This window comes from Kamptonema formosum PCC 10802, from assembly GCF_000332335.1.
Taxonomy (GTDB): Bacteria; Cyanobacteriota; Cyanobacteriia; order Cyanobacteriales; family Oscillatoriaceae; genus Oscillatoria.
The window spans coordinates 1,569,282-1,592,033 of the sequence record NZ_KB235948.1 but is presented as its reverse complement, the minus strand read 5'-3'; the positions used below and the strand labels follow the sequence as shown (position 1 = coordinate 1,592,033).

The following is a 22,752-nucleotide window of genomic DNA, read 5'->3' as shown; positions in this document are numbered from 1 at the left end:
TTTTCCCCAGCCTTTCCCCTCCCTGAGGCTGTTTCAACGGACGGGAATGGAGAGTGCTTTCAAGGGTATGTTTTTTCTTGTTTGTTTGGGGAAAGTATTTGACCCCTCACCCCCCATCCCCTCGCCGCCCCGTACCCCCGCGCCCCGCCTCCCTTCCCCTCCTGAATAAAAGTGTTTCCTCTGTCGTCCCCCGATTGGGGGACTGATATCACTTATAGCACATCACGTTGAATACCGCTCCTATCTCTCTCGATCGGGCATTGGGCATTGGGCCTTGGGCCTTGGCAACTGAATTGCGGCAGTTCAAGGGCATGATATTCGGGGCAGACAGTTCGGGAGTGAGAGTTAAATCCGCTTTCGGCAAGAATTCCCTTTAAATGAATGGAAAATAGTAAATAGCGTTCCGGGGCAACCGCTGCCGCTGCCTGGGGAATGGCAATCTATGCCCTCTTCCCTGCCCCGAAACGGACAAAAATTGCACCGGCACTACGTGGATTGCAGCTTTTTCAGCGTCTCTCGCGCAAATTTTAGCAGGTCTTGAGCTTCTGAATAGGCGGTTGTCCCTGCTCTCACTGTTTCTAGCTCGTTGATAATTTCCTGCAATTGGCTGGCTAGGTTCCCTCTATCTGGGCTAGAAGCACCCGCCAGCCTTTGCCATTCTGCAATCAGTCTCTTGGCCCGGTTTAGCGCTCCCAGAGACTCTGACTCAGCTTTTTTTCGAGTCTGCGCCACCCCCTGATTTTTAGTGTATTCAGCCAGTTTCTTTTGGGCGTCAATATAGCCGGCATCCTCCAGCGGCACTCTATTGAGTTGGTTAATCGCTTTCTCCCACAAATCGGCAATCTGCTCCCATTCTTCTGCTGTGTGGGGTGGATTTTGCGAGGATTCCGCCGCCGCCATTGCAAATGTTTTAGCAGCTTCGATTAAGGTGTTTGTGCGCGTTCGACCGGCAGCGTCACCCACCACTTCCTGAAAATCCCGCCCGGCTGCTTCCAATTTGGGTTGGGCGATTTTTTCCGCAAGCGTTGCCGGTGGGATCTCTCTCATCCGATCTAAAGCCGCTTGCCACGCCGCTAGCGCTTTTTGTTGCTCCGCTCCAGGTTTTGCTCGCTCGTATTCCTGTTTGGCCGCCAACAGCGCCTCTTCCGCAGTCTTCAACTGCGGAAGAGCGTTCTTTTCTTGGAAAACCTTCGCTTCCATCCGCCCCACCTCTTTACGCGCTGCTTGGAATTCATCGAAGGTGAACCGCCAGCTACAGCCAAACAAGCTGCAATAAACCTGTGGGCTGTAACCCAAAAACCACACCGGCAGCCCGTCCAAGTGTTTCTGCGCCTCTTTGACTTTCACTTCCCCCAGCTCGATGTCAGCTGGGCCGGTGGCTTTGTTCACTAGCTGGTCTGCTTGCTCTACCAGAGAAATCGCTTGACGGTAGTCAGAATCCATGCTATAGAAACTAGGCAGCAATAATATCGGTGCTATCTTTGCCACCGGCTGCCGAATCATCGGAAACGGCAAATTTACGGCCCAAACCAACCCTGCAGCCCCCGCAACTAGCACACCGGCAAGCGGGATTATCCCCCACACGCCAGCCCGACGGTTGGCACCGGCAGCCGCTTTTAGCACCCTCTCACTAAAGTTGGGGAACATATCGCTTACTGTCTCGCGCAGTTCTTCTTCCGATGCCGGTGAGCCATCTTGCTCGCGCAGTTTGTCTAACCGCTTCAGGACAATATCTCGCTGCACTTGGCCTGCAGGATCGCTGCCGGCACATTTTTTTACTTCCGCATACAGGATTTCATAAGCGCGACTGTTGAGTCTAGACACACAACCCTCCCGATCTGCTACTGGTTTTAGGGTGCCCGCAACAGGCAGCCGGCACCCGGTCTGCCGCGACATGTTGCGCCCCCACACTTTCACCTATCTTATCAAACCTCTCCCAAACATTCCCGCACCCCAAATTTTCTTTTTTCCCAGGACGCCTGAGAGAGAGGCTCCTTTATTTTCCGTAGGATGACTTTCCTTTAAAAAGAGCGGCGGGTTTCAGGAATAAGGAGAAAATGTTAAGGAATTAGCTTTTCCAGCCTGCTGCGCCGGCGGACAAAAGAAACTGTGCGAAAGAAACTGTGCGAACGGATTTGCTCTGAAAGGACGGATTCCCGACTGCGGGAGCGAGACTTATAGGTAGGCGTGGAATGCCGGTGGGATGCAAAATAAAACTGAAGTCTATCGCAAAATGTCGAGAGTTCAGTGGAAATGGAACAGCGTGGCGTGACGGTGTGGTTTACAGGTCTGAGCGGTGCCGGCAAGACCACAATCAGCCAGAGGTTGGAGGAAAAGCTGCGATGGCAGGGCTATCGGGTAGAGGTTCTTGATGGTGACATTGTGCGCCAGAACCTCACCAAGGGGTTGGGTTTTAGTAAAGAAGACCGCGACGAAAATATCCGGCGCATCGGCTTTGTGGCCCATCTTTTGACCCGGAACGGGGTGATTGTATTGGTTTCGGCTATCTCGCCCTACCGCGAGATTCGCGACGAGGTGAGAAAACGAATTGGGGACTTTGTGGAGGTCTACGTCAATGCGCCCCTGGAAGTGTGCGAGGGGCGGGATGTGAAAGGGCTTTACAAAAAAGCGCGGGCGGGAGAAATTAAGCACTTCACCGGCATTGACGATCCCTATGAACCGCCACTCAACCCCGATGTCGAGTGTCACACCGATGTCGAGAGTGAGGACGAAAGTCTGGCTAAGGTCTGGCTGCACTTGTTTTCTGCCGGTTATGTCGCCCAGTGACCGCACCGGCATCCCTTGTGTTAAGATTTGTTAAAATACTGGGCCGGCAGTACAGGCGTCCCACCTGTACCGCCCGCCCGTACCTCCCGCCCCTACGCTCTCTTTGTAATAGGAAGTCCAATGCAAACCGCTTTAATAACCGGCGCATCCTCTGGAATCGGAGAAACCTTTGCCTGGGAACTCGCCAAGCGCCAGACGAATTTAATTTTGGTGGCTCGTTCAGAAGCAAAACTCCAGCAACTCGCTCAGAAGCTGGGAGAGGATTTTAAGATTAAAGTAGAGGTTTTAGTGGAAGACCTCAGCTTGCCCGGCGCAGCCAAAGCTGTGTTTGAAGCCGTAACCCAAAAAGGACTCACGGTAGACCTGCTGGTTAACAATGCCGGCTTTGGAGACTGGGGTGCCTTTGCAGACCGGCAGCTTCACCGGCAGGTAGAGATGATTCAGCTGAATATTGTAGCATTAGTGGAGTTAACCCATTTATTTTTGCCGCAAATGCAGCAGCGCCGGTCTGGAGCCATCATCAATGTTGCCTCCACTGCCGCATTTCAACCCCTGCCTTACCTGTCAGTTTACGCCGCCAGCAAAGCCTTTGTGCTCAGTTTCAGCGAAGCCCTGTGGGCGGAGAATCGCGCCTGTGGCGTCCGAATTCTCGCCGTTTGTCCCGGACCCACTGAGACGAACTTTGCAAAAAACGCTGGGTTTTTGGAATCGGCAGCCGGTGCCTCAGTCTGGCGCTACGCTTCTTCAGAAGAAGTCGTGCTGGAAGCCCTGCAAGCTTTGGAAAAAGACCAGCCCACCGCCGTCACCGGCGGTTTGGCAAATCAAGTGCTTGTGAATTTACCCCGGTTATTGCCGCGAGAAACCCTCGTGAGTGCGGTGGAGAAACAGTTTAGAAGTTTCGGCACAAGGCAATAGGCTAAACTCCCTGCCGGGGCAACCTGCAAGAGCGGGAAGTGTGCAAAGTGTGTGCATTTTTCCTTCTCTCGTTCCCAGCCTCGGGCTGGGAACGCAATCGGTCGGCTCTGCCTCCTTTTAACGGAAAAGCAGGTTAAAATTCTAACAGCTTATGACTGAAGAAACAACAGGTGAGTCTTTTAGCGTAATCGAACCCCAGGCTGATTATGACACCCCCTGGAAGGAAGCGATCGAGGAATATTTAGATCCGTTTATGGCCTTCTTTTTCCCACAAGTCCACGACCTAGTTGACTGGACTCGGGCTCCTCAATCGCTGGACAAAGAACTCCAGCAAATCCTGCGGGAATCCGAGTCGGGGAAGCGAATCGCGGATAAATTGTTCCAAGTCTGGCTGCGCGACGGTGCGGAAGTCTGGGTCTTGATTCATATAGAGGTGCAGAGCCAGGAAGAGTCAAATTTTGCTAGGCGGATGTACCAGTATCACTACCGGACATTTGACCGGTATGAGCGCCCTGTGATAAGCTTAGGGGTGTTGGGTGACGAACGAGCGTCTTGGCGTCCCTCCTCTTATGGGTACGCTCTGGGCGGCTGTGAGCTGAGTCTGAAGTTTCCGGTGGTGAAACTGTTGGATTATCAAGCGCAGTGGCAGACTTTGGAGCAAAGCGCCAATCCCTTTGCAGTGATGGTGATGGCTCATCTGAAGACCAAAGCCACACGCGGCACTCCGCAGGAGCGAGAGCAGTGGAAGTGGAGCTTGGTTCGAGGTCTCTTTGAAAGGGACTATAATAGAGAGCAGATTGAGAAGCTCTTCCGGCTGGTTGACTGGATGATGGCCTTGCCGGAGGAACTGCAGCGTAGCTTTGAAGAAAAACTGACACGCTATCAGGAGGAGATGCGGATGCCTTTACTCAGCCGGATTGAACAAAGGGCAATGCAAGCGGGAATCGAGCGGGGAATCCAGCAAAATGCTCGCGAGTCCGTGATTGAAATCTTGGAGATGCGGTTTGAAGAGGTGCCGGCACAGCTGCGCGAGGCGATTAATCGCATCGAGGACGCGGCTTTGCTGAAACAGCTTCACCGGCAGGCGGTAACGATTGGCTCTGTGCCTGAATTTCAGCAGTTGCTGTCGCCCAACCTAGCTGAAAATTAACCGGCAGCGCAGCTTTGAAGAAAAACTGACACGCTATCAGGAGGAGATGCCGATGCCTTTACTCAGCCGGATTGAACAAAGGGCAATGCAAGCGGGAATCGAGCGAGGAATCCAGCGGGGAATCCAGCAAAATGCTCGCGAGTCCGTGATTGAAATCTTGGAGATGCGGTTTGAAGAGGTGCCGGCACAGCTGCGCGAGGCGATTAATCGCATCGAGGACGCTGCGAAGCTGAAACAGCTTCACCGGCAGGCGGTAACAATTGAATCTGTGCCTGAATTTCAACAGTTGCTGCCGCCAAACCTAGCTGAAAACTGACACTCCTCATGCCGTCGGGAAACTCAGCCGGCGGACAGGCGCAGGACATCTGTCCCGCCTGTCCCCAGATATAGCGTTTCTCAGATTAGTGAGGTACTGAGAAACCCGGTTTCTTCAAGAAACCGGGTTTCTGGGCCATCGTTCATCCAACTGAGAACCGCTATATTCCCAATTTACATATACCTCGTCAGCCCGACGCGGTAGCGGTCTTTTTTAGTCACAGACATTTCGCCAATTTCCAGGCGTCCTTTTCCCCGAATGGCGACTAAATCTCCCGGTTTCAGGATGTGGCTCGCTTCGGTAATTTCTTTCCAGTTAACGCGCACGTCGCCACCGGCAATTAAATCGACCATTTTGCTGCGGGACATGCCAAACCCAGCGGAAGCGAGGGCGTCCAAGCGCATGGAAGCCTCCACTGTCGTTAACTCTTTCTTCTTGGGTTCTTTAACCTTCAGCTCGCTCAGGTCAATTCGCTGAGTTCTCACCGGCACCGAGCGCACCTGTTTGAGATTCATCTCCAGAAATTCTACCATTTCTGGCACCACAATCGCCTGCGCGCCCCGTTCGCCCAGCACAATAATGTCGCCGGTTTTTTCTCGGACAATGCCGCATCCGAGCATTGCCCCGAGAAAGTCGCGGTGAGTGGCGGTATCGAACAGGAAGTTGCCGGCAATTTCCAGTGCGGCAACAGCCACCTGCGACTGCTCTAGCGGCAGTTCCGATCGGGAGATCGCCAGACGCTGCCGTTCTGCCTGCGGGTAGCCCCCCCAGGCGATTGCCTGCACCTCTGTCAGGCGCTTGAAAACCTGCTGGGTTTCCGCCAGCACCGGCGGCGACAGAAAATCCGTCCCGACAACTTCCCAGGTTTTAAGCGCCCCCTCAGCTTGGTCGATAGCGCGAGCCACGCCCTCTCGATTTTCTACACCTTTTAACAGTTCTTCCCTTGGCAGCATCTAAGCAGTTTTGAGTTTTGAGCTTTCGAGTTTTGGCTTCAGAGTTAATAGATTCTACTTTCTAGTTTATCTCGCCACCACCGATCTTGCCCATACTGCTTGCCATCAGCTAGCCCCCAGCCCGGACAAGTGCCGGTGCCAGCCAGCCCAGCTTTCCAAGTGGCCACCGAACCGGTGGGGCTGGGGCTTTGCGTGCCGGTGAGACGCACCCCAACAGCGGGAACAGATCAATCATCTTCGCTGTCATTTGGCAGCAGGAGTGCGAACAAATAAAGGGGCAAGGCTGCTACACCGAGCAGCATGGCGAACACAAGGCTCCTCAAAAGGTTGGCAAATGTCTCTCCCGCGTTTTGGAACCAATGCTTGCGATTTTTTTGGGAGAGAGGGACAGTTAAAGCCGGTCTGAGAGTGACATCAGTGTTGATTTTCATATAGCGACAAAAAAAAGTAGGGGTTTTTGTTTCAGGATGACAGCCAGAATGTTCAAGCCTGGCGATATTCGCCGGTCGCCCCGATGCCGAAATAGCAAATAGGTTTTGGCCAGCGGACTCCTTGCGGTCAGCCTCGCAGCGCAAATATAGCAGTTTTCAGTTGGATGAAGTGCGTGCCAGAAACCCAGTTTCTTTAAGAAACCGGGTTCCTCAGTACCTCACTCAGATGAAACCCGCTCGCTCCACTCACCACATCACCTCTATGAGAATTCAGGCTCCTGACTGGCATTAACTTTTTGATAAGCTGTCATTCAGTTAATAAGGTATCACCTTCCCTGTGAAGAACTCGTGAAAGAGGAAGAGTTCTTAACCGATTTAAATATTTTTTTAACAGGAGCCAGGAGAGAGCCCGGCACTGTGAGTTGGGCCAGGAGGAGCGAGAAGGGGAAAGCTCGCTCCCGACAGACCAACAAGACGGGCGGCGGCTGTGGGAATTCTTTTAGAGGCCACCCGTTTAAAGTCTAGCTGATATTCCCAGCAAACCGTGTGAAATCCGTGTGAATTCAGGTGGCTTTATTGTGAAGATACGGTAAAGTTTTTTAGCCCTATTTACCCCGTTAACCTTTCCCCTTTTCCCGGGCAAAAGGTTTGTCAGCGCCCTGGATGTCTCCCTGCCAGAGGCGGAGAAAGTCTGCCTTGTTGCGTGCGGCTTGCCGGCGTAACATTTATTCGTGTAACTTCTTATACCGCGAGCTGTTCTGAATTCCTGTGAGTTTCAGGAGCGAGCTGTCCGATTTAAGGCAAGATTGTTTGAGAGTGGGATTGAAGCGCCATATTCCTGAGGTTAAATCCGCCACACCGGCAGGGGCGAATCCGCCGGCACTGCGGGCACCGTAGCGCTGCCGGCCTTTTCCCGGACATCCAGCCAGAGCCCGGACGTCCGCAGAGTGGCCCGAACTCAGACACTGCCCGGATCGGCGTAGCCCTGGATATTTTCCGGGTCGAACTGGCGGAGGATGCGGGTAGCTTGGCGGGTGAGGGTTTCAGAACCCCTGACCACAATCAGGTACTTGCCGGCATTGAGGCGGTTGCGGTAGGGCAAAGCGTCACCGCCCCCGAAGATCAAACCGACACCGCCCCCGACAAAAACACTGCCCATTCCGCCGGAGACAGCCCCCAGCAACCCGCCAATGATGTGATTGCCGATCTCGCCGGCCCAGGCAAAAGTATCCAAGCCGGTGATCGAGCTGAAGGTGAAGCCGGCGGCAAAGCCAAACGGCACGAGCCAGGTGGCCATCAGCTTGGCTTGTTTGGCGGCTTGTTCATTGGGATCGATCAAGCCATATTCATCAGCGCTCTGATAGCCCTTGCCCAGGATGGCCACTTGAGGGGCCGGCAAGCCTTCTTTCTCTAGAGCGACATAAGCGGCTTCTGCTTTGATGCGGTCTGGCAGTACAGCGACGAGATAGTTCATAAGCAATGATTCGCAGGGCGGTCTGGCCTGAGTGAGAGTGGGAGCGCACGTCCTTGGAGATATTGTACGTTTAGATCGGGACTGACACGCTGTTCGCCACCGGCATGCGTGGAGCCACCGGCAGGGGAGGGGGGACGCACCTCGGGGGGCGCAGAAGATAAAAACTTTCAAACAATCTAAGGCAGGCAGGCAGCAATACAGTTAAAATGACCTACTGCAGAATATTCCTGCCATGCAGGATTTCCGGCTGCCGGCAAGCGCAATCGTCCGCCGAGAGCCCAGAGCTATAGCCTTTCGCGCGCCATCTCACCCCAAGCTGTTGCAACCTCAGAAGCCAACCATGCCAAAGGTTCTCGTTTCCGATCCCATCGATCAAGTAGGCATCGACATTCTGTCGCAAGTCGCCCAGGTAGACGTAAAAACAAATCTGTCGCCAGAAGAGCTGGTGCGGGCGATCCCAGAGTACGACGCCCTGATGATCCGCTCCGGCACCCGCGTCACCAAAGCGGTGATTGAAGCTGGCACACAGCTGAAAATCATCGGGCGCGCCGGTGTGGGCGTAGACAATGTGGACGTGCCGGCAGCCACCCGCTCAGGGATTGTGGTGGTCAATTCCCCAGAAGGCAACACCATTGCCGCTGCAGAGCACGCCCTGGCCATGATGCTATCCCTCTCCCGCTACATCCCCGACGCCAACCAGTCCGTCAAAAGCGGCAAGTGGGACCGCAAGAGCTTTGTCGGCGCGGAGGTTTACAAGAAAACCCTCGGCATCGTGGGGCTGGGAAAAATTGGCTCCCATGTGGCGGCGGCGGCGAAAGCGATGGGCATGAAGCTCCTCGCTTATGACCCCTTCATCTCCACCGAACGGGCTGAGCAGCTAGGCTGCCGGCTGGTGGATATGGACCTGCTGTTGCGGGAAGCGGACTACATCACCCTGCACATCCCCAAAACGCCGGAAACCTCCCACCTGATCGGTACTGAGGCGCTGGCGAAAATGAAACCAACCGCCCGCATCGTCAACTGCGCCCGGGGCGGCATCATTGACGAGGCGGCGCTGGCCCAAGCCCTCAGGGAAGGCAAAATTGCCGGTGCGGCGCTCGATGTTTACGAAAACGAACCGCTGGAAGCGGATTCCCCACTGCGCGGGCTGGAAGGGGGAATCGTCCTCACCCCCCACTTGGGAGCCTCCACCGCAGAAGCTCAGATTAATGTGGCCATTGACGTGGCGGAACAAATTCGCGACGTGCTGCTGGGGCTGCCGGCGCGTTCGGCGGTGAATATCCCCGGGCTGTACCCCGACGTGCTCGAAAAGCTCAAACCTTACATGCAGCTGGCGGAAACCCTGGGCAACTTGGTCAGCCAGCTGGCCGGCGGGCGGGTTGAGTCCCTGACGGTGCGGCTGCAGGGAGAGCTGGCCAGCTCTGCAAGCCAGCCGGTGGTCGTCGCCGCCCTCAAAGGCCTCCTCGCCCAAGCGCTGCGGGAGCGGGTCAACTATGTCAACGCCGCCCTGGAAGCCAAAGAGCGGGGCATTCGCGTGGTTGAAACCCGGGACGCCTCGATTCGCGACTACACCGGCTCGCTGCACTTGGAGGCCAAGGGCTCTCTGGGCGACCACTCCGTGACCGGCGCTGTCCTCGGCGATGGCGAAATTCGCATCACCGCCGTGGACGAGTTCCCGATCGGCGTCACCCCCACCCAGCACATGCTGTTCACCCGCCACCGAGACATGCCGGGGATTATCGGCAAAATCGGTTCTCTTCTGGGCAGCTTTAATGTAAATATTGCCAGTATGCAAGTAGGCCGCAAAATCGTGCGCGGCGATGCCGTGATGGTTCTCAGCCTGGACGATCCCCTCCCTGACGGGATTCTGACTGAGATTACTAAAGTGGCGGGCATTCGGGAAGCCCATACAGTCAGGCTGTAGGGACACAGAAACTAGGGACTGGGGTCCGCTGAGGGATAAATTGTGGGTGCTGAATCAGGAATTATCAGTTATAATTAATGATTCAGAATTCAGAATTCATAATTAACTTAGCCCCTAGCCTCTAAAATAGGGGGCATTAACTTTGGCACACAGCTGGTGGGAAATTCGGGTTCTGTGCGATCCAGCGCTGGAAGATTTAATTTTCTGGCGGCTGGAAGGCTTTGGCTGTAAGGGTACGGCTAGCGAGATAAAAGGCTTTAACTGCCTGGTGTCCGCTTACTTGCCCGAGGAGGGGGCGCAGCTGCTGGACTTGGCGGCGCTGTCCCTGTGGCTGCGCCAAGACGCGCTCTGCGCGGGTTGGCCACCGCCGGCGATGCAGTGGCACTTGATCGATGAGGAAGACTGGGCGAGCAGCTGGAAGCAATACTGGCACCCGCTGGAAGTTGGGGACCGCTTGCTGGTTCACCCAGCTTGGCTCCCCTTACCCGAAAAGTCAGACCGGCTCCTGCTGCGCTTAGATCCGAGTGTGGCTTTTGGCACCGGCACCCACGCCACGACTCAGCTGTGCATGGAGGCGCTGGAAATGCGCCTGGGCGCGGAAAAAACCGATGCCGTGGTGGCGGATATTGGCTGCGGTTCCGGCATTTTATCCATCGCCGCCCTGCTGCTGGGCGCTCGCAAGGTTTACGCTGTGGATACTGACCCGCTGGCGGTAAAGTCCGCTCGCCAAAATCGCGAACTCAACCGGATAACCTCCCAGCGCATGGTTGTGGAGTTGGGCAGTGTGGACCGCCTGATTAAATTAACCGACAGGCCGGTGGATGGCTTTGTTTGCAATATTTTGGCGGAAGTGATTATTGACCTCACCCCGCAGCTGGACGCTATCGCCAAACCCACGACTTGGGGCATTATTAGCGGCGTTTTGCTGGAGCAAGCTAAGCCGGTCGCCGACACTCTAGAACAGCACGGCTGGATCGTCGCTACCCTCTGGCGGCGGCAAGATTGGTGCTGTTTCAATATCCGCCGCAGCTGATAAATTTTTAATTAATTGTTCCCGAAACCGGGTTTCTTAAAGAAACTCGGTTTCTTGCGGCTTCTCGCTCGTCCCACCGGCACTCTCTCTCGCAGGTAAAAGCAGAAGTAGCCGGTCGCGTATATAATATTAATTATAGCCAGCAATCCCTGACCTGTCAACGACTGGGTGCGGGGGAAAATGTAGAGCGTTGCCGCTAGCACCACTAACAGCTCAACTAGGGCGACAATTGCCCCGTGGCGCTTCACGTCCCAGTAGGAAATCGGGCGGCGGAACTGGTAGTTGCTGAGGGGAAAAAAGTGCCGGTGGGCGTCCCTTATTGTGTGCCGGTTGGGCTGAAGCCCAATTACGAACCTTTGGGCTAAAGCCCAACTACTAACCTTTGGGCTAAAGCCCAATTACGAACCTTTGGGCTAAAGCCCAATTACTAACCTTTGGGCTAAAGCCCAACTACGAACGGCGTGCCGGCAGACGAGCAATGAGCATGTCTGGATGCCCGGGTTTGGGGTTTTAGATTTTGGATTTTGGATTTTTGGTTTGGGATTTTAGATTATCGCGTTTTTCAGATTATTCAGGTACTGAATAACCCGGTTTCTTAAAGAAACCGGGTTATTGATGCGTAATTCATGCAACTCAAAAGCACTATAAATGACCGCTGAAAAAAAACTCGCCCCTACGAGAACCCCGGGCGCGATATACCGGCACTGTTGGAGTGTTTCTGTTGCGAACCCAACTGCAAATAGGGGTAGGAAAAACCTGAATGCCGCACGCCCGATCCGGGCGGCGGATTCTGGGCCACAGCAACCGGGCTGTCTGGGTACAGCCCAATCACACCGTCGAGCTTTGCCGCACCGAGGTTGGCCCCACTGATGTTGGCCCCAGTCAGGTTGGCCCCACTCAGGTTGGCATTCAGCAGGTTGGCGCTCGACAAGTTCGCCCCACTCAGGTTAGTATCGCTCAAGTCGGCACCCACTAGGCGCGTCTCGCTGAGGTCGGCATTCCACAGGTTAGCCCCCACCAGCACCGCACTGCCCAGATTGGCCCCCTGGAGGTGGGCTCCGCAGAGGTTGGCTCCTTCTAGGTTGGCATCAATTAAGTTTGCCCCCTCTATGCCGGCACCGCTCAGGTTGGCCTTTTCCAGGTTGGCGCTCACCAAATTGGCAAAACCTAACTTGGCACCTCTGAGGTCCGCACCGTTCAGTTTGGCGTCTAGCAGGTTGATCGCCTTGGCGTCAGCACCGCTGAGGTCCGCACTCACTAAGCTCGCTCCCACCAAGTTGGCAGAACTCAGATCGGCACCGCTCAAGTTGGCACTGCTCAGGTTGGCACCATTGAGCTTGGCACACGACAGTTTGGCACCGTCGAGGTAGGCACCAATCAGATTAAAGCCAGACAGGTTGGCGTCTGTGAGATCGCCACCCGGACACTGTTTCGTTTCTAGTAACCGTTTGATATGTTCGGGACTTCCAGCCATAATTTTTTCCCCCTGTGTCAGCCCCAATGTTCCTCTGACGGGAAACTTGGAACGCTTACCGCTCCTAGCCCTGAACCGGGCGTTCCGCCGGCCAGAACTCCAGAGCGTCAAATTACTCCCTCTTTACTTGAGGCTTCAGACGGATCGGGAACATTTTCCCAAACAAATATTTCTGAATCCGCAGCGCCGGTCTCTGAGGGGGACACAAGAGAAAACAGGGGCGTTCCCTAGCGGGGAAACGCGGGAGGGGGAGAGTCCCTTGAACCGGCTCTCCTGTGCCGGTGTCAGCGGGCAGCCCTGAGAATTACACCGGCTTTATAAAGTAATTTTTTTAACGGCTCCGGGGCAATAACCCGGGAATCTTGACCCAGCTTTTTTTTCCGGCTGAGCCACCAGAAGAAAGCCGGTTTCTTGTGACTTCACTTTTTATCGAACGCTCACCTTTGAGAAATTTTTAATTCTAAATTCGGGTTTGGCAAACATAATTTAGAACTCACAAATCTCCAGCAAAAATTTACCTATTTCATTGCGCCTTGCATATTAACGCCCGTCAAGTCCACGCTGGTGAGATTGGCACCCCTGAGGTCGGCACCGTTCAAATTCGCCGGTCTAACGGTACATGAACTGTAGTCACTCCTGTTAGGGCGCTTAATACAGGTGCTCAGGTCATAGCGCAAATTGGTTGGAATTTCCATATCGGCTTGCTGGGGTCCTTTGAACGGACTCAGATCGGCACCCCTGAGATTGGCCATCTCCAGGGTGGCGCTGCTCATTTGAGCCCCTTTCAGTGTAGCGCCGCTCAGGTTCGCCCGCCGCATCACAGCGCTCAGGTGGGCGTTGGTCAGGTTGGCATTGGCGAGAGAGGCATCCTCCAGATTCGCCCTGTTAAGGTTGGCACCGTTGAGGTTGGCACCGGCTAAATTGGCACCGCTGAGGTTGGCACCGGCCAGCAGGGACCCCCTCAAGTCCGATCCGCTGAGGTCGGCACCGGCCAAATTGGCATTGCTCAGGTCGGCGAATGTAAAGATGGCACCGCTCAGGTTGGCTCCCCTCAAGTCGGCTTTCTCAAATATTAGGGGAATATTAAACCGCTGCCCCCTCAGGGACATCCCCCTCAGGTCGCATCCGCGACATTCTCCTGTAGTCCTCAGCCGTTGCAGCAAAGAATCTTGCGATCTGGCTTGAGAGGCTAAACCCAGAGTTGTTAAAACAGTAGCGAGCGCTAGTATTCCCAATTTTATCTTCATTTACTTCCTTGCCCCGATTTTTCGGCTATTGCTGATTTTTCTTTCTTTGTGGTAGGTCGGCAAATTCAGACCTACTAAATCTGCACGCTTATCTATCTATTGTGAGCCTAAATTCTGCGCTGACCGGCTTTCTTAATTTTTTTTCCTTTTCTCGGCTGCAGGCTCAAGCCGGCACTGTTGGCGCTCTTGGGGGAGTCTCCCCCGGTGAGCGAGTCTGGTGCTCTTTGTTGATAGCCCTTGTCTGTGGGAGCCGGTGTTGCGGCAAACTGCCCTTTATATTAAGGTTTGCAAGCGCTGAATCAGCTGTGGGGCTTGCACTACCCCCTCAATGCGGTCTACCGGCTGGCCATTCCTGAACAGCACCAGGGTCGGCAGCGCGTGAATGCGGTGCTCGCTGGCGAGCTCGGGATAGTTGTCGGTGTTGATTTTCACTACCCGCAGCCGGTTCTTCAGCTGGGTGTTCACCTGCTGGAGAATGGTAGCCATCATCTGGCACGGGCCACACCAGGGCGCGTAAAAGTCCACCAGCACCGGCACGTCGGATTCCGCGAGTAATTCTTGAAAGCTGTTGAATTGCTTTTTAACTGCCATAGGACTAAATCACTATTGTACCATTTGAGCCTCAATATTTCTATGATAGCTATCCGGAAAGGCTCGCCGCCCCTCTCGCGCCGCGCGCCCCTTTTCCCGTATGATGTATAGTTGGACACATTTATCGGGGAATTTTGGGATGGAAGTATTGCCAGAGAATCTGCAGCGGTTGCGCGATCGCGTGGCGGTTGTCACCGGCGCTTCGCGGGGGATCGGTCGCGCGATCGCCTTGGCGCTGGCTGCGGAGGGAGCGAAGGTTGCTGTCAACTATGCCAGCTCCAGCGCTGCGGCTGAGGAGGTTGTGGCGTCAATTGCCGGTGCCGGTGGGAGTGCAATTGCGGTTCAGGCGGATGTCTCGAAAGCTGAGCAAGTTGAGGCAATGCTCAGCGCTACAATGGAAAAGTGGGGGCGTGTCGATGTGCTGGTGAACAATGCCGGCATCACCCGCGACACCCTGCTGCTGCGCATGAAGCCTGAAGACTGGCAAGCGGTGATTGACCTCAATCTCACCGGTGTCTTCCTGTGCACGCGCGCGGTGAGCAAAGTCATGCTCAAGCAGCGCTCCGGTCGGATTATAAACATTGCTTCGGTTGCCGGTCAAATGGGCAACCCCGGACAGGCGAACTACAGCGCCGCTAAAGCCGGTGTGATTGGGTTTACTAAAACAATTGCTAAGGAATTAGCCAGTCGCGGCATTACTGTCAATGCCGTTGCGCCCGGATTTATCACCACGGATATGACGAGATCCCTCAAGTCTGAGGAGATTTTAAAGTTTATTCCTCTGGGGCGCTATGGTGAGGCTGAGGAAGTTGCCGGTTTGGTTCGCTTTCTCTCTGCAGATCCCGCTGCCGGTTATATCACCGGTCAGGTAATTAATGTGGATGGCGGTATGGTGATGGCTTGATGGATTTTGGATGCAAGGATTTTGGATGCAAGGATTTTGGATGCAAGGATTTTGGATTGGGTTCGCAAGGGACTTAGTTGGTAGGGTGCGTTAGCGACTCCGTTAGCGAGTCCAGAGGGTGCGGGTGGTGGCTTTCTGCCAGCAGTATCTGTAGGGGCCGGTTTTGCCAATATCCTTTGCCACCGGCAGATATCCTGCATAAACCCCCCCACCGGCATTCGGGCGGTGCCGGGGCGGGTTTATTAATATCTTCCCTGAATGGCAGATATTTTTGGCGAACCCGCCCCTACCGGCATTTGGGATAGCGTGTCTGAACACTCCCCACCGGCACGAGCGCTTTTTCTTGTGGCGGATATCTTTTCTAGGCAAAGCCAAATTTCAGCTATGTTTTTTCCTGCCGGTCCTACACCGGCAGCCGGCAATTGTCCGCTGCTAGTGGCGTTCAACCTGACGTGATAGAATACCTGCACCTCACTCAGCTGCAATCTGCTGTTAATCTTATTCTATAAATAAATGAACCAGTGGTACAAGGAAGATCTCGCGTATATTCACGATGTGGGTTACAGTGATTACGCTGTCAAATCAGCTCCTGGCATCCTGAACCTGCTGGCTAAAAACGGCATACGGGAAGGTCTATTGATAGATTTGGGCTGCGGAAGCGGACTGTCAGCATTAGAGTTCGTGAGATCTGGCTATCAGATTCTTGGAGTCGATGTTTCTGAGTCCCTAATTGCAATTGCTCGAACCAGAGTGCCAGAGGCTGAGTTTCGAGTTGAGTCACTGTACAACACCGATCTTCCCTCTTGCAACGCCGTTACTTCAATCGGTGAGTGTCTCAACTACCTGTTTGATGCGGAGAGCGACGGCATAAAATTGCTCGAACTGTTCCACCGCATTTACAGCGCACTCGCTGCTGGAGGTGTTTTTATCTTTGATATTGCTGAGCCAGGACAAATTGTGCCGGGAGAGGCGGTAAAAGGGTTTACTGAGGGCAAGGATTGGACAGTCCTTGTTGAGAAACAGGAAGATCCAGAGCGGGCAATGTTGAGCCGGCGAATCATCACTTTTCGCAAGGTGGGAGACTGCTACAGGCGGGATGAGGAAGTGCACTATTTGCGACTGCACAAAGCGGCAGATATTGCTGAAACTCTTCAGCATATAGGGTTCGGGGTTCAGATTGTGCGCAGTTACGGTCAGTACGAGCTGCCAAAAGCTCACGCAGCATTTATCGCTCGCAAGCCGGTGTAAAATAGCAATCGATTTTGGATTTTGGATGCCAGGATTTTGGATGCCAGGATTTTGGATTGGGTTCGCAAGGGACTTAGTTGGTAGGGTGCGTTAGCGACTCCGCTAGCGAGTCCAGAGGGTGCGGGTGGTGGCTTTCTGCCAGCAGTATCTGTAGGGGCCGGTTTTGCCAATATCCTTTGCCACCGGCAGATATCCTGCATAAACCCCCCCACCGGCATTCGGGCGGTGCCGGGGCGGGTTTATTAATATCTTCCCTGAATGGCAGATATTTTTGGCGAACCCGCCCCTACCGGCATTTGGGATAGCGTGTCTGAACACTCCCCACCGGCACGAGCGCTTTTTCTTGTGGCGGATATCTTTTCTAGGCAAAGCCAAATTTCAGCTATGTTTTTTCCTGCCGGTCCTACACCGGCAGCCGGCAATTGTCCGCTGCTAGTGGCGGGGGAAATGCCGGTGTCAGGGTGCCGGTGGGAAGCATCCAGCAACATAAACAGTGCTAGAGGCTACCTTTCGCCAACCGGACGCTGTCAGCTGGCGAGGAGCGCTTAAGCGAAGTGCGACCATTCTGAGGCTCTGGTGCAGTAACGACGATCGCACATGAGAGTGATTTTAGTCACAAAAGTAAAGCGCCGGCGGAGGTAACATACAGCTAATCAAGAATTCTAAGGCATTTCTGGTAAAAAGCAACCCCATCGATATCGGCAGAGATATTTACAAGGTCAGAGGTTTTCATTTGCTGCCAGATATTTCTCAGAGGTTGACTTTTTCTCTCTGCGATGAAGTTCCACGTTCAGATAAGCTCAAGAGCCAGCAGGATAAATTATGAACAAACTCCCACAGATCACTGCCTTTTTTTGGATTATGAAGATTTGTGCGACCACTCTGGGAGAAACGGCAGGTGATCTTTTGTCGATGACGCTAAATGTGGGCTATGCGATCAGCTCTCTGATATTGATTGGAGTGTTTTTGATAACTCTTGTGACTCAACTGATATCGAAACGCTATCACCCATTACTTTACTGGACTGTCATCCTTTCAACCAGCACAGCCGGGACAACGATGTCAGATTTCATGGATCGCACTTTAGGGCTTGGCTACGCTACAGGCTCTGCAATTTTAGTCACTATTCTCTTGGCTGTTTTTGCCTTCTGGCGATTCACTGTTGGGACTCTATCTGTTAATAATGTCAGGACACCAAAAGTGGAGCTGCTTTACTGGACTGCCATTCTATTTTCAAATACTCTGGGAACTGCCTTGGGGGATTTCCTTGCCGATTCTTCGGGACTTGGATTTGCAGGAGGAGCGCTCCTGATTGCTAGTTTGCTTGCCCTGGTTTTGGCAGCGCATTATTATACCACAATTTCTCCAGTCATGCTATTTTGGGTTGCCTTTGTCCTCACCCGACCTTTTGGCGCAACGCTGGGGGATGTTCTGACCAAAACCCACGAAAAAGGTGGCCTCGCTTTTGGGACGATCGGCTCATCTATAGTCCTGGCATCAATACTGGGAGTCTGTATCGCCATCACAACGCTAAAGCAGAGAAGATTGGCTTTGGCAAAAGTGTCTAACGAGGATTAATTTGTCCAATAGCCATTTTATTTTGAGAGAAAACAGATATAGCGTTTCTCATCCTTTGTGAGGTACTGAGAAACCCGGTTTCTTAAAGAAACCGGGTTTCTGGGTTAGAGTTCATCCAACTGAGAAACGCTATAGAAACCAAGAAATGCTGATTGAAGAGGCGGTTTGTAAGCACTCTTTCCTGTTGGAACTTCCCCCCGCCGGCAACAATCGTTGCAACTCCCGTTTTTCCGCCTTTCTCGACGAACGCTTGTAAATGCCGGCGTTGGATGTAAACGCAAAGCTTTTCCAGCACAGATACCTTGACGGGGCATTTTTACAGGCTATCTTTAAGCGGAGATTATCGCCAATATTTCGCGGCTGCTTGCAGGGTGCCGGTGTTGGGGTGCCGGTGTTGGGGTGCCGGTGTTGGGTGCCGGTGTTGGGGTGCCGGTGGGAAGCATCCAGAAGAGAGACGGTGCTGGAGGCATGCCGGTGACTTCAGGTTTGGGCGAGGGGTGCGTGATGCCATCCGACGGCATGGTTTGCAAACTGCGAACCCCTGATATCTTTACACTGTGTTACAGTATTTTAATATTTCTTTATGAAAAAAGGGGGAAAACCTCTTGACGCGCCTCTGTCTAAAGAAGTAAATTAGATATGTCGGAAGATAGAGAAAAGGCAAGTTCAAAACCCGCCAGCTCTTGAACTTGCCTTGCCTCTGTCAGCAGGGGCATTTGGGAAACGGGTGCGGGAACATTCCCCGCCGGCATTAAGGATGGAGGCGATGGAGCGGCGGGTTTGTAGATATCTTCCCTAACTGGGAGATAACTTGGACATTTGGGAAACGGGTGCGGGAAAATTCCCCGCCGGCACCCTTGGTTACGGCACAACCCTCTCGAATCAACCCGCCCCTACAGCCATATGTAACAAACCATATATAGTAATGTGAGGGCAGCCACCGGCAATATCACTAACAGCCAGCTCGCCGGATATCCTCCAGCATCTCCAAATGTTTCCCCACCGGCACGATGGTATTCGCCGCCATCATCCCGCTAGCCGCAACCGCCGGCACGCCAATCCCCGGAAAGGTACCGTCGCCGCAGCACAGCAACCCGTCTACCGGCGTTCCAGATCCGGGAAAGAAACCTGCGCCTGCCGGAATTGCCGGTCCGTAGGAGCCCCGGTGCCGGCGCAAAAACCGCTCGTGCGTCAGCGGTGTTCCCACCAGCGCCAGTTCGCACCGGCGGCGAATATCGGGAATAAACCGCTCCAGCGCCCGCCACATCACTTTCGCCCGCTCTTCCTTCAACTTGGCATACGCCTCACTGCGCCGGTCGAGCCCCTCCCACAGCGCGTAAGGTTCCGTCGCCGGCGTGTAAACGTGAATCCCGTGCTTCCCTGCCGGTGCCAGAGACGGGTCCAGCAGGGACGGAATCGACACCGCCACCACATTTTGCTCTGCCGTCACCCCTTTTTCCCAGTCATTAACAATAATGTGATGGCAGGCGAGGTCTTCCGGCAGACCTTGCGCGTCAATCCCTAAGTGCAGGTGCATAAAACTGTCGCATGCCGGTGTCGCCTGCCTTTCTTCCCGAAACCTTTGCGGCAGCGAACCTTGTGGGAGAAGTTTCAGCGTGTCCCAAACCGACGCATTCGACACCACAGCCCGCCGCGCCCGGATTTCCCTACCGCCCCGCAGGCGCACCCCAACCGCGCGGTTCCCTTCCACCAGCACTTCTCCCACATGAGCGTTGAGCATCAGTTCGCCGCCGTGTTTCTGCAAACCGCGCACCAGGGCGTCAATAATCGCCCCACTCCCCCCCAGGGGATAGTCGAGCAAAACGCCAGGGCGATACCACTCAGCAAACATAAAAGCCATTTCAGCGGCGCTCGTTCCATTTGCCGGCAGTCCGGAAAGCAGGAAACACAGCAAGTCAAGCCAGTTGCGGACAAAGGGATCTTTAACAATATTATCTGCAATCCGGCTGAACGGTCCGCTCAGCATCGGAAAACTAGCCGCGTGCGGCAGCAGCGCCGGCACAAACTTGCCCACCGTCAGCATTGCCCCCCAGTCGAAGCGCCCCGCTGCCGGTGGGAGTGCGGTTGCAGCTTTGGCGAAAGGTTCCATCGCCCGCTGCAGCGAGCGCCATTCCGCCACCGCCTGTTTCCCCCGCAGCCTTTCGAGGACCTCACAAAACTGGTCAGCACCCACAGCAGTGCTGAAATTCCCTTCCGGCAGCCAGCACCCCCAAGTGTCGTAAGTCGCGCAAGGCACTTTTTCCCCAATAGCGTCCAGCACATGCCGCAAGGGGTTTGAGGACGGGCAGTAAGACAGTCCGGAATACAGCGAAGGACCGGAATCAAATATATATCCGTTGCGCTCAAAAGCGTGCGCCGCCCCGCCGGCAGCCGAGTGGCTCTCGCAGGCTATCACTTCCAAGCCATACCGCGCTAACAGGGCGGCGCAGCTCAACCCGCCAATGCCGGTGCCAATTACCACTACATCTGTTGCGCCTGAAACTGCGGCCATTGCCGGTTTGTGAAATTTTATCACTGGGGGACGAGTTAATTGTACAGCTGTCTTGGCTGTTTTGGCAATCATACAGGGGGCGGCAGGAATTTTATCAACCCTCAAAATCCCCCAATCCCTCAATCCCGGCCCCTCCCCAAACTCAAAATCCCCTAATCCCCCAATCCCGGCCCTCCCCAAATCTCAGATTGCCAATTGCCAATTGCCTGGAAGTCTGGCAGGCAACCCCAACCCGCCCAAAACCGCATCCCCCCACACAACCTCATCACATTGTCCTGCAATAGCGCAGCACAAAATACTGCGACTGTACCAACACGGTATAAAAAGGCACCTGCTTGTGGTATTCTGAAAATGTAATGGTGGGAAAGTTTTGCCAAAACGCACCTAGCCCCAGAATCCCGCCAGAGAGGAAAGCCACAAACCCCCACCGGCACCAGCTTGCAGCCATTTTCCCCCAAACCCGCCCCACACCTGTCAAGCCACCGGCCTCTCGAAAAAAAGCGCAATCAATTCCTCGGATACCGAACCTTATCGGTTGGGTGCGAGTAGGGATTACCGAACCAAAAGAGCCGATTTTGGCCGTTTTTCCCTTAAGAAAATCTAAAGTCAACCGTACAGCCGGTTCAGGCCGGTTGCAGCACAAGCGCATTACACTGTGCTGCTGTTGTAAGGCATGCCAGCAGCGATCCTGTCAGTACATGTATAAAATTGCACCGGCTCGTGCTATAGTGAAAGAGTAAGTTGGGGGAGTATTGGCAAAAAAAAGCCGGTTAGTCCCCTAGCCTCCTGGAGGCGAAATTGGCTTTTCCCTCACCGGCACATAGCTTGCGGGCACTTGCTGGAAACTGCCCCGAGGTGCCGGTGGTGCCCCCGGGGGATTTGCGGAGGATTCCCCCGGATACCAATTTTCTTCTGCGGGCAGTTGGGTGCCGGCAATCGAAGTGCAGGGCGCGGGTTGAGCCAGGGGTTGGGGAGAAAGATTTTGCAATCTGCGGTTGATTGCTTATTTTACAAGAGGTGACTCCCCTGGGTGCCGGTGGCGCCCAAAGAGGAGTTGCAGACGATTCACCCGGATACCAATTTTCTTCTGCGGGCAGTTGGGTGCCGGCAATCGAAGTGCTGTAAACAGCTTGAGCCGGGAGGTGGAGAGAAAAATTTTGCAATATGCGGTTGATTGCTTATGTTATACGGGGTGACGGTTAAGGCTGTGCGAGCTACTGGGTTAATTTGCTGCTGGCGCTAATAATGCTGCTTATCCCTAGAAAAGAGGTGGAGGCTCCAGACCGGCATTCCCAGACGGAAGCCTGGAAACGAGCGGATAAATCAGCCCTGAACAAACTTATCCCGGCAACTTGGCGTGGAGGTCGAACCAGCCATCTTGCATGGGGTTTAGATCCGGCTTGTTCCAATAAGCGTCAATCTCTTTGGCAATCTCTTCAAAGCTTTTCCACTCCCCTTCAGTCTCTTCCCCAAACAGTCCGCTAGCCCCCAGCACAAAGGAATGCTCTGTATAGCTCCCCTCCCGAGGGGGGTAAGGGCATTTCATCTGCGGAACAGTTGCCTGGTTGATAAATTTAAATTTGTCGTATCCCAAACCGCTCAACCCCTCAAGGATGCCACCATTACCACCCTCAACAGAAACATACCGGGGGCGCTCTTGGAAAGAGTAAAGCGTGTGAACCGCCTCCAACTCCTTCCCTTCAATGTCTACCTTGAGGTAGTAGGGAATGCCTGCGTCTTTCAAAATTGTTTCGAGTTTGACGCAACTTATCCAGATTTCGCCATACGCGCCGCCTCGCATCCCCCGTGCTGGAACAAAGGAACTCCACTCGCTTATTGTGTGATTCACATAAAAGGGGAAATAGCCCTCCTCTGTCCCCACACCCACGTTTAATATCTTCAGCTGTCCGCTGTCACTATAGCCGGCTAATCTCTTGTTTGCTTCTTCGACTGCTAGCGGATTGGCTTCTACCGCCACAACATTAAATCCCTTTTTTAAATAAAACTCTGTATCTTGCCCCACATGCATCCCGACATCAACTATCAAGCGGTCGTTATAGCCTGAACTCACACTCCCTCCTCACTTCCGACATTAGTTTAACAGTTCTAGCGGCTCTCAGTTGGATGAACTTGGCCCAGAAACCCGGTTTCTTAAAGAAACCGGGTTTCTCAGTAGCTCAAAAAGGATGAGAAAGGCTATATATTGCCCTTCTGA

27 protein-coding genes are annotated in these 22,752 nt (G+C 54.0%); 11 read left to right on the top strand and 16 right to left on the bottom strand.

Going from position 1 to position 22,752, the window contains the following annotated elements; translation table 11 throughout:
* Positions 1-486 precede the first annotated feature (486 nt).
* Positions 487-1,824: a hypothetical protein gene (locus OSC10802_RS0106835; protein ID WP_026098230.1), complete on the bottom strand. Its 1,338-nt coding sequence runs from the start codon at positions 1,822-1,824 to the stop codon at positions 487-489.
* A 429-nt stretch (positions 1,825-2,253) separates the two neighbouring features.
* Between OSC10802_RS0106835 and cysC the strand changes: the two genes are divergently transcribed.
* The 4 genes from cysC to OSC10802_RS0106815 all read left to right on the top strand — a co-directional run bounded on the left by cysC (position 2,254) and on the right by OSC10802_RS0106815 (position 5,168).
* Entirely contained in the window at positions 2,254-2,787 is a 534-nt protein-coding gene (gene cysC / locus OSC10802_RS0106830) for an adenylyl-sulfate kinase (protein ID WP_017716042.1), read from the top strand.
* A gap of 120 nt (positions 2,788-2,907) precedes the next feature.
* Positions 2,908-3,702 carry an SDR family NAD(P)-dependent oxidoreductase gene (locus OSC10802_RS0106825; RefSeq protein ID WP_017716041.1) on the top strand — a complete coding sequence of 265 codons (795 nt, stop codon included), beginning with the start codon at positions 2,908-2,910 and terminating at the stop codon, positions 3,700-3,702.
* 151 nt (positions 3,703-3,853) lie between these two features.
* On the top strand, positions 3,854-4,852 hold the full coding sequence (locus OSC10802_RS0106820) for an RpnC/YadD family protein (RefSeq protein WP_017716040.1): 999 nt from the start codon (positions 3,854-3,856) through the stop codon (positions 4,850-4,852).
* A gap of 52 nt (positions 4,853-4,904) precedes the next feature.
* The gene (locus tag OSC10802_RS0106815) at positions 4,905-5,168 is read left to right on the top strand and encodes an RpnC/YadD family protein (RefSeq protein ID WP_198525074.1); all 264 of its coding nucleotides are present in this window, start codon (positions 4,905-4,907) and stop codon (positions 5,166-5,168) included.
* A gap of 173 nt (positions 5,169-5,341) precedes the next feature.
* On the opposite strand, the gene OSC10802_RS0106810 is transcribed toward OSC10802_RS0106815, so the two are convergent.
* The 3 genes from OSC10802_RS0106810 to OSC10802_RS49050 are packed head-to-tail and all read right to left on the bottom strand — an operon-like array spanning position 5,342 to position 6,552.
* Positions 5,342-6,121: a photosystem II electron transport protein, Sll1252 family gene (locus OSC10802_RS0106810; RefSeq protein ID WP_017716038.1), complete on the bottom strand. Its 780-nt coding sequence runs from the start codon at positions 6,119-6,121 to the stop codon at positions 5,342-5,344.
* A 44-nt stretch (positions 6,122-6,165) separates the two neighbouring features.
* Positions 6,166-6,330, bottom strand: coding sequence for a hypothetical protein (locus OSC10802_RS49055; RefSeq protein WP_017716037.1), 165 nt, complete (start codon positions 6,328-6,330; stop codon positions 6,166-6,168).
* Positions 6,331-6,348: 18 nt separating this feature from the next.
* A complete protein-coding gene (locus tag OSC10802_RS49050; protein ID WP_017716036.1) occupies positions 6,349-6,552 on the bottom strand; it encodes a hypothetical protein in 204 nt (67 codons plus the stop codon).
* A 768-nt stretch (positions 6,553-7,320) separates the two neighbouring features.
* On the opposite strand from OSC10802_RS49050, the gene OSC10802_RS55465 reads away from it, so the two are divergent.
* Entirely contained in the window at positions 7,321-7,449 is a 129-nt protein-coding gene (locus OSC10802_RS55465; RefSeq protein ID WP_255349121.1) for a hypothetical protein, read from the top strand.
* A 61-nt stretch (positions 7,450-7,510) separates the two neighbouring features.
* On the opposite strand, the gene OSC10802_RS0106795 is transcribed toward OSC10802_RS55465, so the two are convergent.
* Positions 7,511-8,026 (bottom strand): hypothetical protein, encoded by a 516-nt coding sequence (locus OSC10802_RS0106795; protein ID WP_017716034.1) that lies wholly within the window; start codon positions 8,024-8,026, stop codon positions 7,511-7,513.
* Between the two features lie 340 nt (positions 8,027-8,366).
* Between OSC10802_RS0106795 and serA the strand changes: the two genes are divergently transcribed.
* Both serA and prmA read left to right on the top strand, forming a co-directional pair.
* Positions 8,367-9,950: a phosphoglycerate dehydrogenase gene (gene serA / locus OSC10802_RS0106790; protein WP_026098228.1), complete on the top strand. Its 1,584-nt coding sequence runs from the start codon at positions 8,367-8,369 to the stop codon at positions 9,948-9,950.
* Positions 9,951-10,092: 142 nt separating this feature from the next.
* Positions 10,093-10,983 carry a 50S ribosomal protein L11 methyltransferase gene (gene prmA / locus OSC10802_RS0106785; protein WP_017716032.1) on the top strand — a complete coding sequence of 297 codons (891 nt, stop codon included), beginning with the start codon at positions 10,093-10,095 and terminating at the stop codon, positions 10,981-10,983.
* Between the two features lie 11 nt (positions 10,984-10,994).
* On the opposite strand, the gene OSC10802_RS38980 is transcribed toward prmA, so the two are convergent.
* The 4 genes from OSC10802_RS38980 to trxA all read right to left on the bottom strand — a co-directional run bounded on the left by OSC10802_RS38980 (position 10,995) and on the right by trxA (position 14,295).
* Positions 10,995-11,381, bottom strand: a complete 387-nt coding sequence (locus tag OSC10802_RS38980) for a hypothetical protein (RefSeq protein ID WP_017716031.1) — start codon at positions 11,379-11,381, stop codon at positions 10,995-10,997.
* Between the two features lie 275 nt (positions 11,382-11,656).
* On the bottom strand, positions 11,657-12,457 hold the full coding sequence (locus OSC10802_RS0106775) for a pentapeptide repeat-containing protein (RefSeq protein WP_017716030.1): 801 nt from the start codon (positions 12,455-12,457) through the stop codon (positions 11,657-11,659).
* 518 nt (positions 12,458-12,975) lie between these two features.
* Positions 12,976-13,704, bottom strand: coding sequence for a pentapeptide repeat-containing protein (locus tag OSC10802_RS38975; protein WP_082218252.1), 729 nt, complete (start codon positions 13,702-13,704; stop codon positions 12,976-12,978).
* A 273-nt stretch (positions 13,705-13,977) separates the two neighbouring features.
* On the bottom strand, positions 13,978-14,295 hold the full coding sequence (gene trxA, locus OSC10802_RS0106765; protein WP_017716027.1) for a thioredoxin: 318 nt from the start codon (positions 14,293-14,295) through the stop codon (positions 13,978-13,980).
* Positions 14,296-14,434: 139 nt separating this feature from the next.
* Here trxA and fabG point away from each other — a divergent pair, with 139 nt between their 5' ends.
* Complete coding sequence (fabG, locus tag OSC10802_RS0106760) at positions 14,435-15,199, top strand: 3-oxoacyl-[acyl-carrier-protein] reductase (protein ID WP_017716026.1); 765 nt, start codon at positions 14,435-14,437, stop codon at positions 15,197-15,199.
* Positions 15,200-15,301: 102 nt separating this feature from the next.
* Here fabG and OSC10802_RS49045 read toward each other — a convergent pair whose 3' ends face one another.
* Complete coding sequence (locus OSC10802_RS49045; RefSeq protein ID WP_198525073.1) at positions 15,302-15,574, bottom strand: hypothetical protein; 273 nt, start codon at positions 15,572-15,574, stop codon at positions 15,302-15,304.
* A gap of 138 nt (positions 15,575-15,712) precedes the next feature.
* On the opposite strand from OSC10802_RS49045, the gene OSC10802_RS0106750 reads away from it, so the two are divergent.
* Complete coding sequence (locus OSC10802_RS0106750) at positions 15,713-16,447, top strand: class I SAM-dependent methyltransferase (RefSeq protein ID WP_017716024.1); 735 nt, start codon at positions 15,713-15,715, stop codon at positions 16,445-16,447.
* Between the two features lie 102 nt (positions 16,448-16,549).
* Here the strand turns inward: OSC10802_RS0106750 and OSC10802_RS49040 are convergent, their stop codons facing one another.
* The gene (locus OSC10802_RS49040; protein ID WP_198525073.1) at positions 16,550-16,822 is read right to left on the bottom strand and encodes a hypothetical protein; all 273 of its coding nucleotides are present in this window, start codon (positions 16,820-16,822) and stop codon (positions 16,550-16,552) included.
* A 9-nt stretch (positions 16,823-16,831) separates the two neighbouring features.
* On the opposite strand from OSC10802_RS49040, the gene OSC10802_RS49035 reads away from it, so the two are divergent.
* Positions 16,832-16,996, top strand: coding sequence for a hypothetical protein (locus tag OSC10802_RS49035; RefSeq protein WP_155967426.1), 165 nt, complete (start codon positions 16,832-16,834; stop codon positions 16,994-16,996).
* Between the two features lie 273 nt (positions 16,997-17,269).
* On the top strand, positions 17,270-18,025 hold the full coding sequence (locus OSC10802_RS0106745; RefSeq protein ID WP_017716023.1) for a COG4705 family protein: 756 nt from the start codon (positions 17,270-17,272) through the stop codon (positions 18,023-18,025).
* Between the two features lie 329 nt (positions 18,026-18,354).
* Here OSC10802_RS0106745 and OSC10802_RS49030 read toward each other — a convergent pair whose 3' ends face one another.
* The 5 genes from OSC10802_RS49030 to OSC10802_RS0106715 form a co-directional block, all read right to left on the bottom strand.
* Positions 18,355-18,555, bottom strand: a complete 201-nt coding sequence (locus tag OSC10802_RS49030) for a hypothetical protein (protein WP_155967425.1) — start codon at positions 18,553-18,555, stop codon at positions 18,355-18,357.
* Positions 18,556-18,977: 422 nt separating this feature from the next.
* A complete protein-coding gene (locus OSC10802_RS0106735) occupies positions 18,978-20,537 on the bottom strand; it encodes a phytoene desaturase family protein (RefSeq protein ID WP_026098227.1) in 1,560 nt (519 codons plus the stop codon).
* Between the two features lie 265 nt (positions 20,538-20,802).
* The gene (locus OSC10802_RS49025) at positions 20,803-20,985 is read right to left on the bottom strand and encodes a hypothetical protein (protein ID WP_155968685.1); all 183 of its coding nucleotides are present in this window, start codon (positions 20,983-20,985) and stop codon (positions 20,803-20,805) included.
* Between the two features lie 330 nt (positions 20,986-21,315).
* A complete protein-coding gene (locus OSC10802_RS0106725; RefSeq protein WP_017716016.1) occupies positions 21,316-21,525 on the bottom strand; it encodes a hypothetical protein in 210 nt (69 codons plus the stop codon).
* Positions 21,526-21,876: 351 nt separating this feature from the next.
* Entirely contained in the window at positions 21,877-22,608 is a 732-nt protein-coding gene (locus OSC10802_RS0106715) for an FkbM family methyltransferase (RefSeq protein ID WP_017716014.1), read from the bottom strand.
* Positions 22,609-22,752 lie beyond the last annotated feature (144 nt).

What these genes read in the sequence shown, in the direction of transcription:
- OSC10802_RS0106795 (WP_017716034.1), bottom strand. Translation starts at nt 8,026, where the DNA reads ATGAACTATCTCGTCGCTGTACTGCCAGACCGCATCAAAGCAGAAGCC.
- OSC10802_RS0106775 (WP_017716030.1), bottom strand. Translation starts at nt 12,457, where the DNA reads ATGGCTGGAAGTCCCGAACATATCAAACGGTTACTAGAAACGAAACAG.
- OSC10802_RS0106820 (WP_017716040.1), top strand. Translation starts at nt 3,854, where the DNA reads ATGACTGAAGAAACAACAGGTGAGTCTTTTAGCGTAATCGAACCCCAG.
- OSC10802_RS0106810 (WP_017716038.1), bottom strand. Translation starts at nt 6,121, where the DNA reads ATGCTGCCAAGGGAAGAACTGTTAAAAGGTGTAGAAAATCGAGAGGGC.
- OSC10802_RS0106750 (WP_017716024.1), top strand. Translation starts at nt 15,713, where the DNA reads ATGAACCAGTGGTACAAGGAAGATCTCGCGTATATTCACGATGTGGGT.
- OSC10802_RS38975 (WP_082218252.1), bottom strand. Translation starts at nt 13,704, where the DNA reads ATGAAGATAAAATTGGGAATACTAGCGCTCGCTACTGTTTTAACAACT.
- serA (WP_026098228.1), top strand. Translation starts at nt 8,367, where the DNA reads ATGCCAAAGGTTCTCGTTTCCGATCCCATCGATCAAGTAGGCATCGAC.
- OSC10802_RS0106815 (WP_198525074.1), top strand. Translation starts at nt 4,905, where the DNA reads ATGCCTTTACTCAGCCGGATTGAACAAAGGGCAATGCAAGCGGGAATC.
- fabG (WP_017716026.1), top strand. Translation starts at nt 14,435, where the DNA reads ATGGAAGTATTGCCAGAGAATCTGCAGCGGTTGCGCGATCGCGTGGCG.
- OSC10802_RS49050 (WP_017716036.1), bottom strand. Translation starts at nt 6,552, where the DNA reads ATGAAAATCAACACTGATGTCACTCTCAGACCGGCTTTAACTGTCCCT.
- OSC10802_RS0106825 (WP_017716041.1), top strand. Translation starts at nt 2,908, where the DNA reads ATGCAAACCGCTTTAATAACCGGCGCATCCTCTGGAATCGGAGAAACC.
- cysC (WP_017716042.1), top strand. Translation starts at nt 2,254, where the DNA reads ATGGAACAGCGTGGCGTGACGGTGTGGTTTACAGGTCTGAGCGGTGCC.
- trxA (WP_017716027.1), bottom strand. Translation starts at nt 14,295, where the DNA reads ATGGCAGTTAAAAAGCAATTCAACAGCTTTCAAGAATTACTCGCGGAA.
- OSC10802_RS0106745 (WP_017716023.1), top strand. Translation starts at nt 17,270, where the DNA reads ATGAACAAACTCCCACAGATCACTGCCTTTTTTTGGATTATGAAGATT.
- OSC10802_RS49025 (WP_155968685.1), bottom strand. Translation starts at nt 20,985, where the DNA reads ATGGCTGCAAGCTGGTGCCGGTGGGGGTTTGTGGCTTTCCTCTCTGGC.
- OSC10802_RS0106735 (WP_026098227.1), bottom strand. Translation starts at nt 20,537, where the DNA reads ATGGCCGCAGTTTCAGGCGCAACAGATGTAGTGGTAATTGGCACCGGC.
- OSC10802_RS49035 (WP_155967426.1), top strand. Translation starts at nt 16,832, where the DNA reads ATGTTTTTTCCTGCCGGTCCTACACCGGCAGCCGGCAATTGTCCGCTG.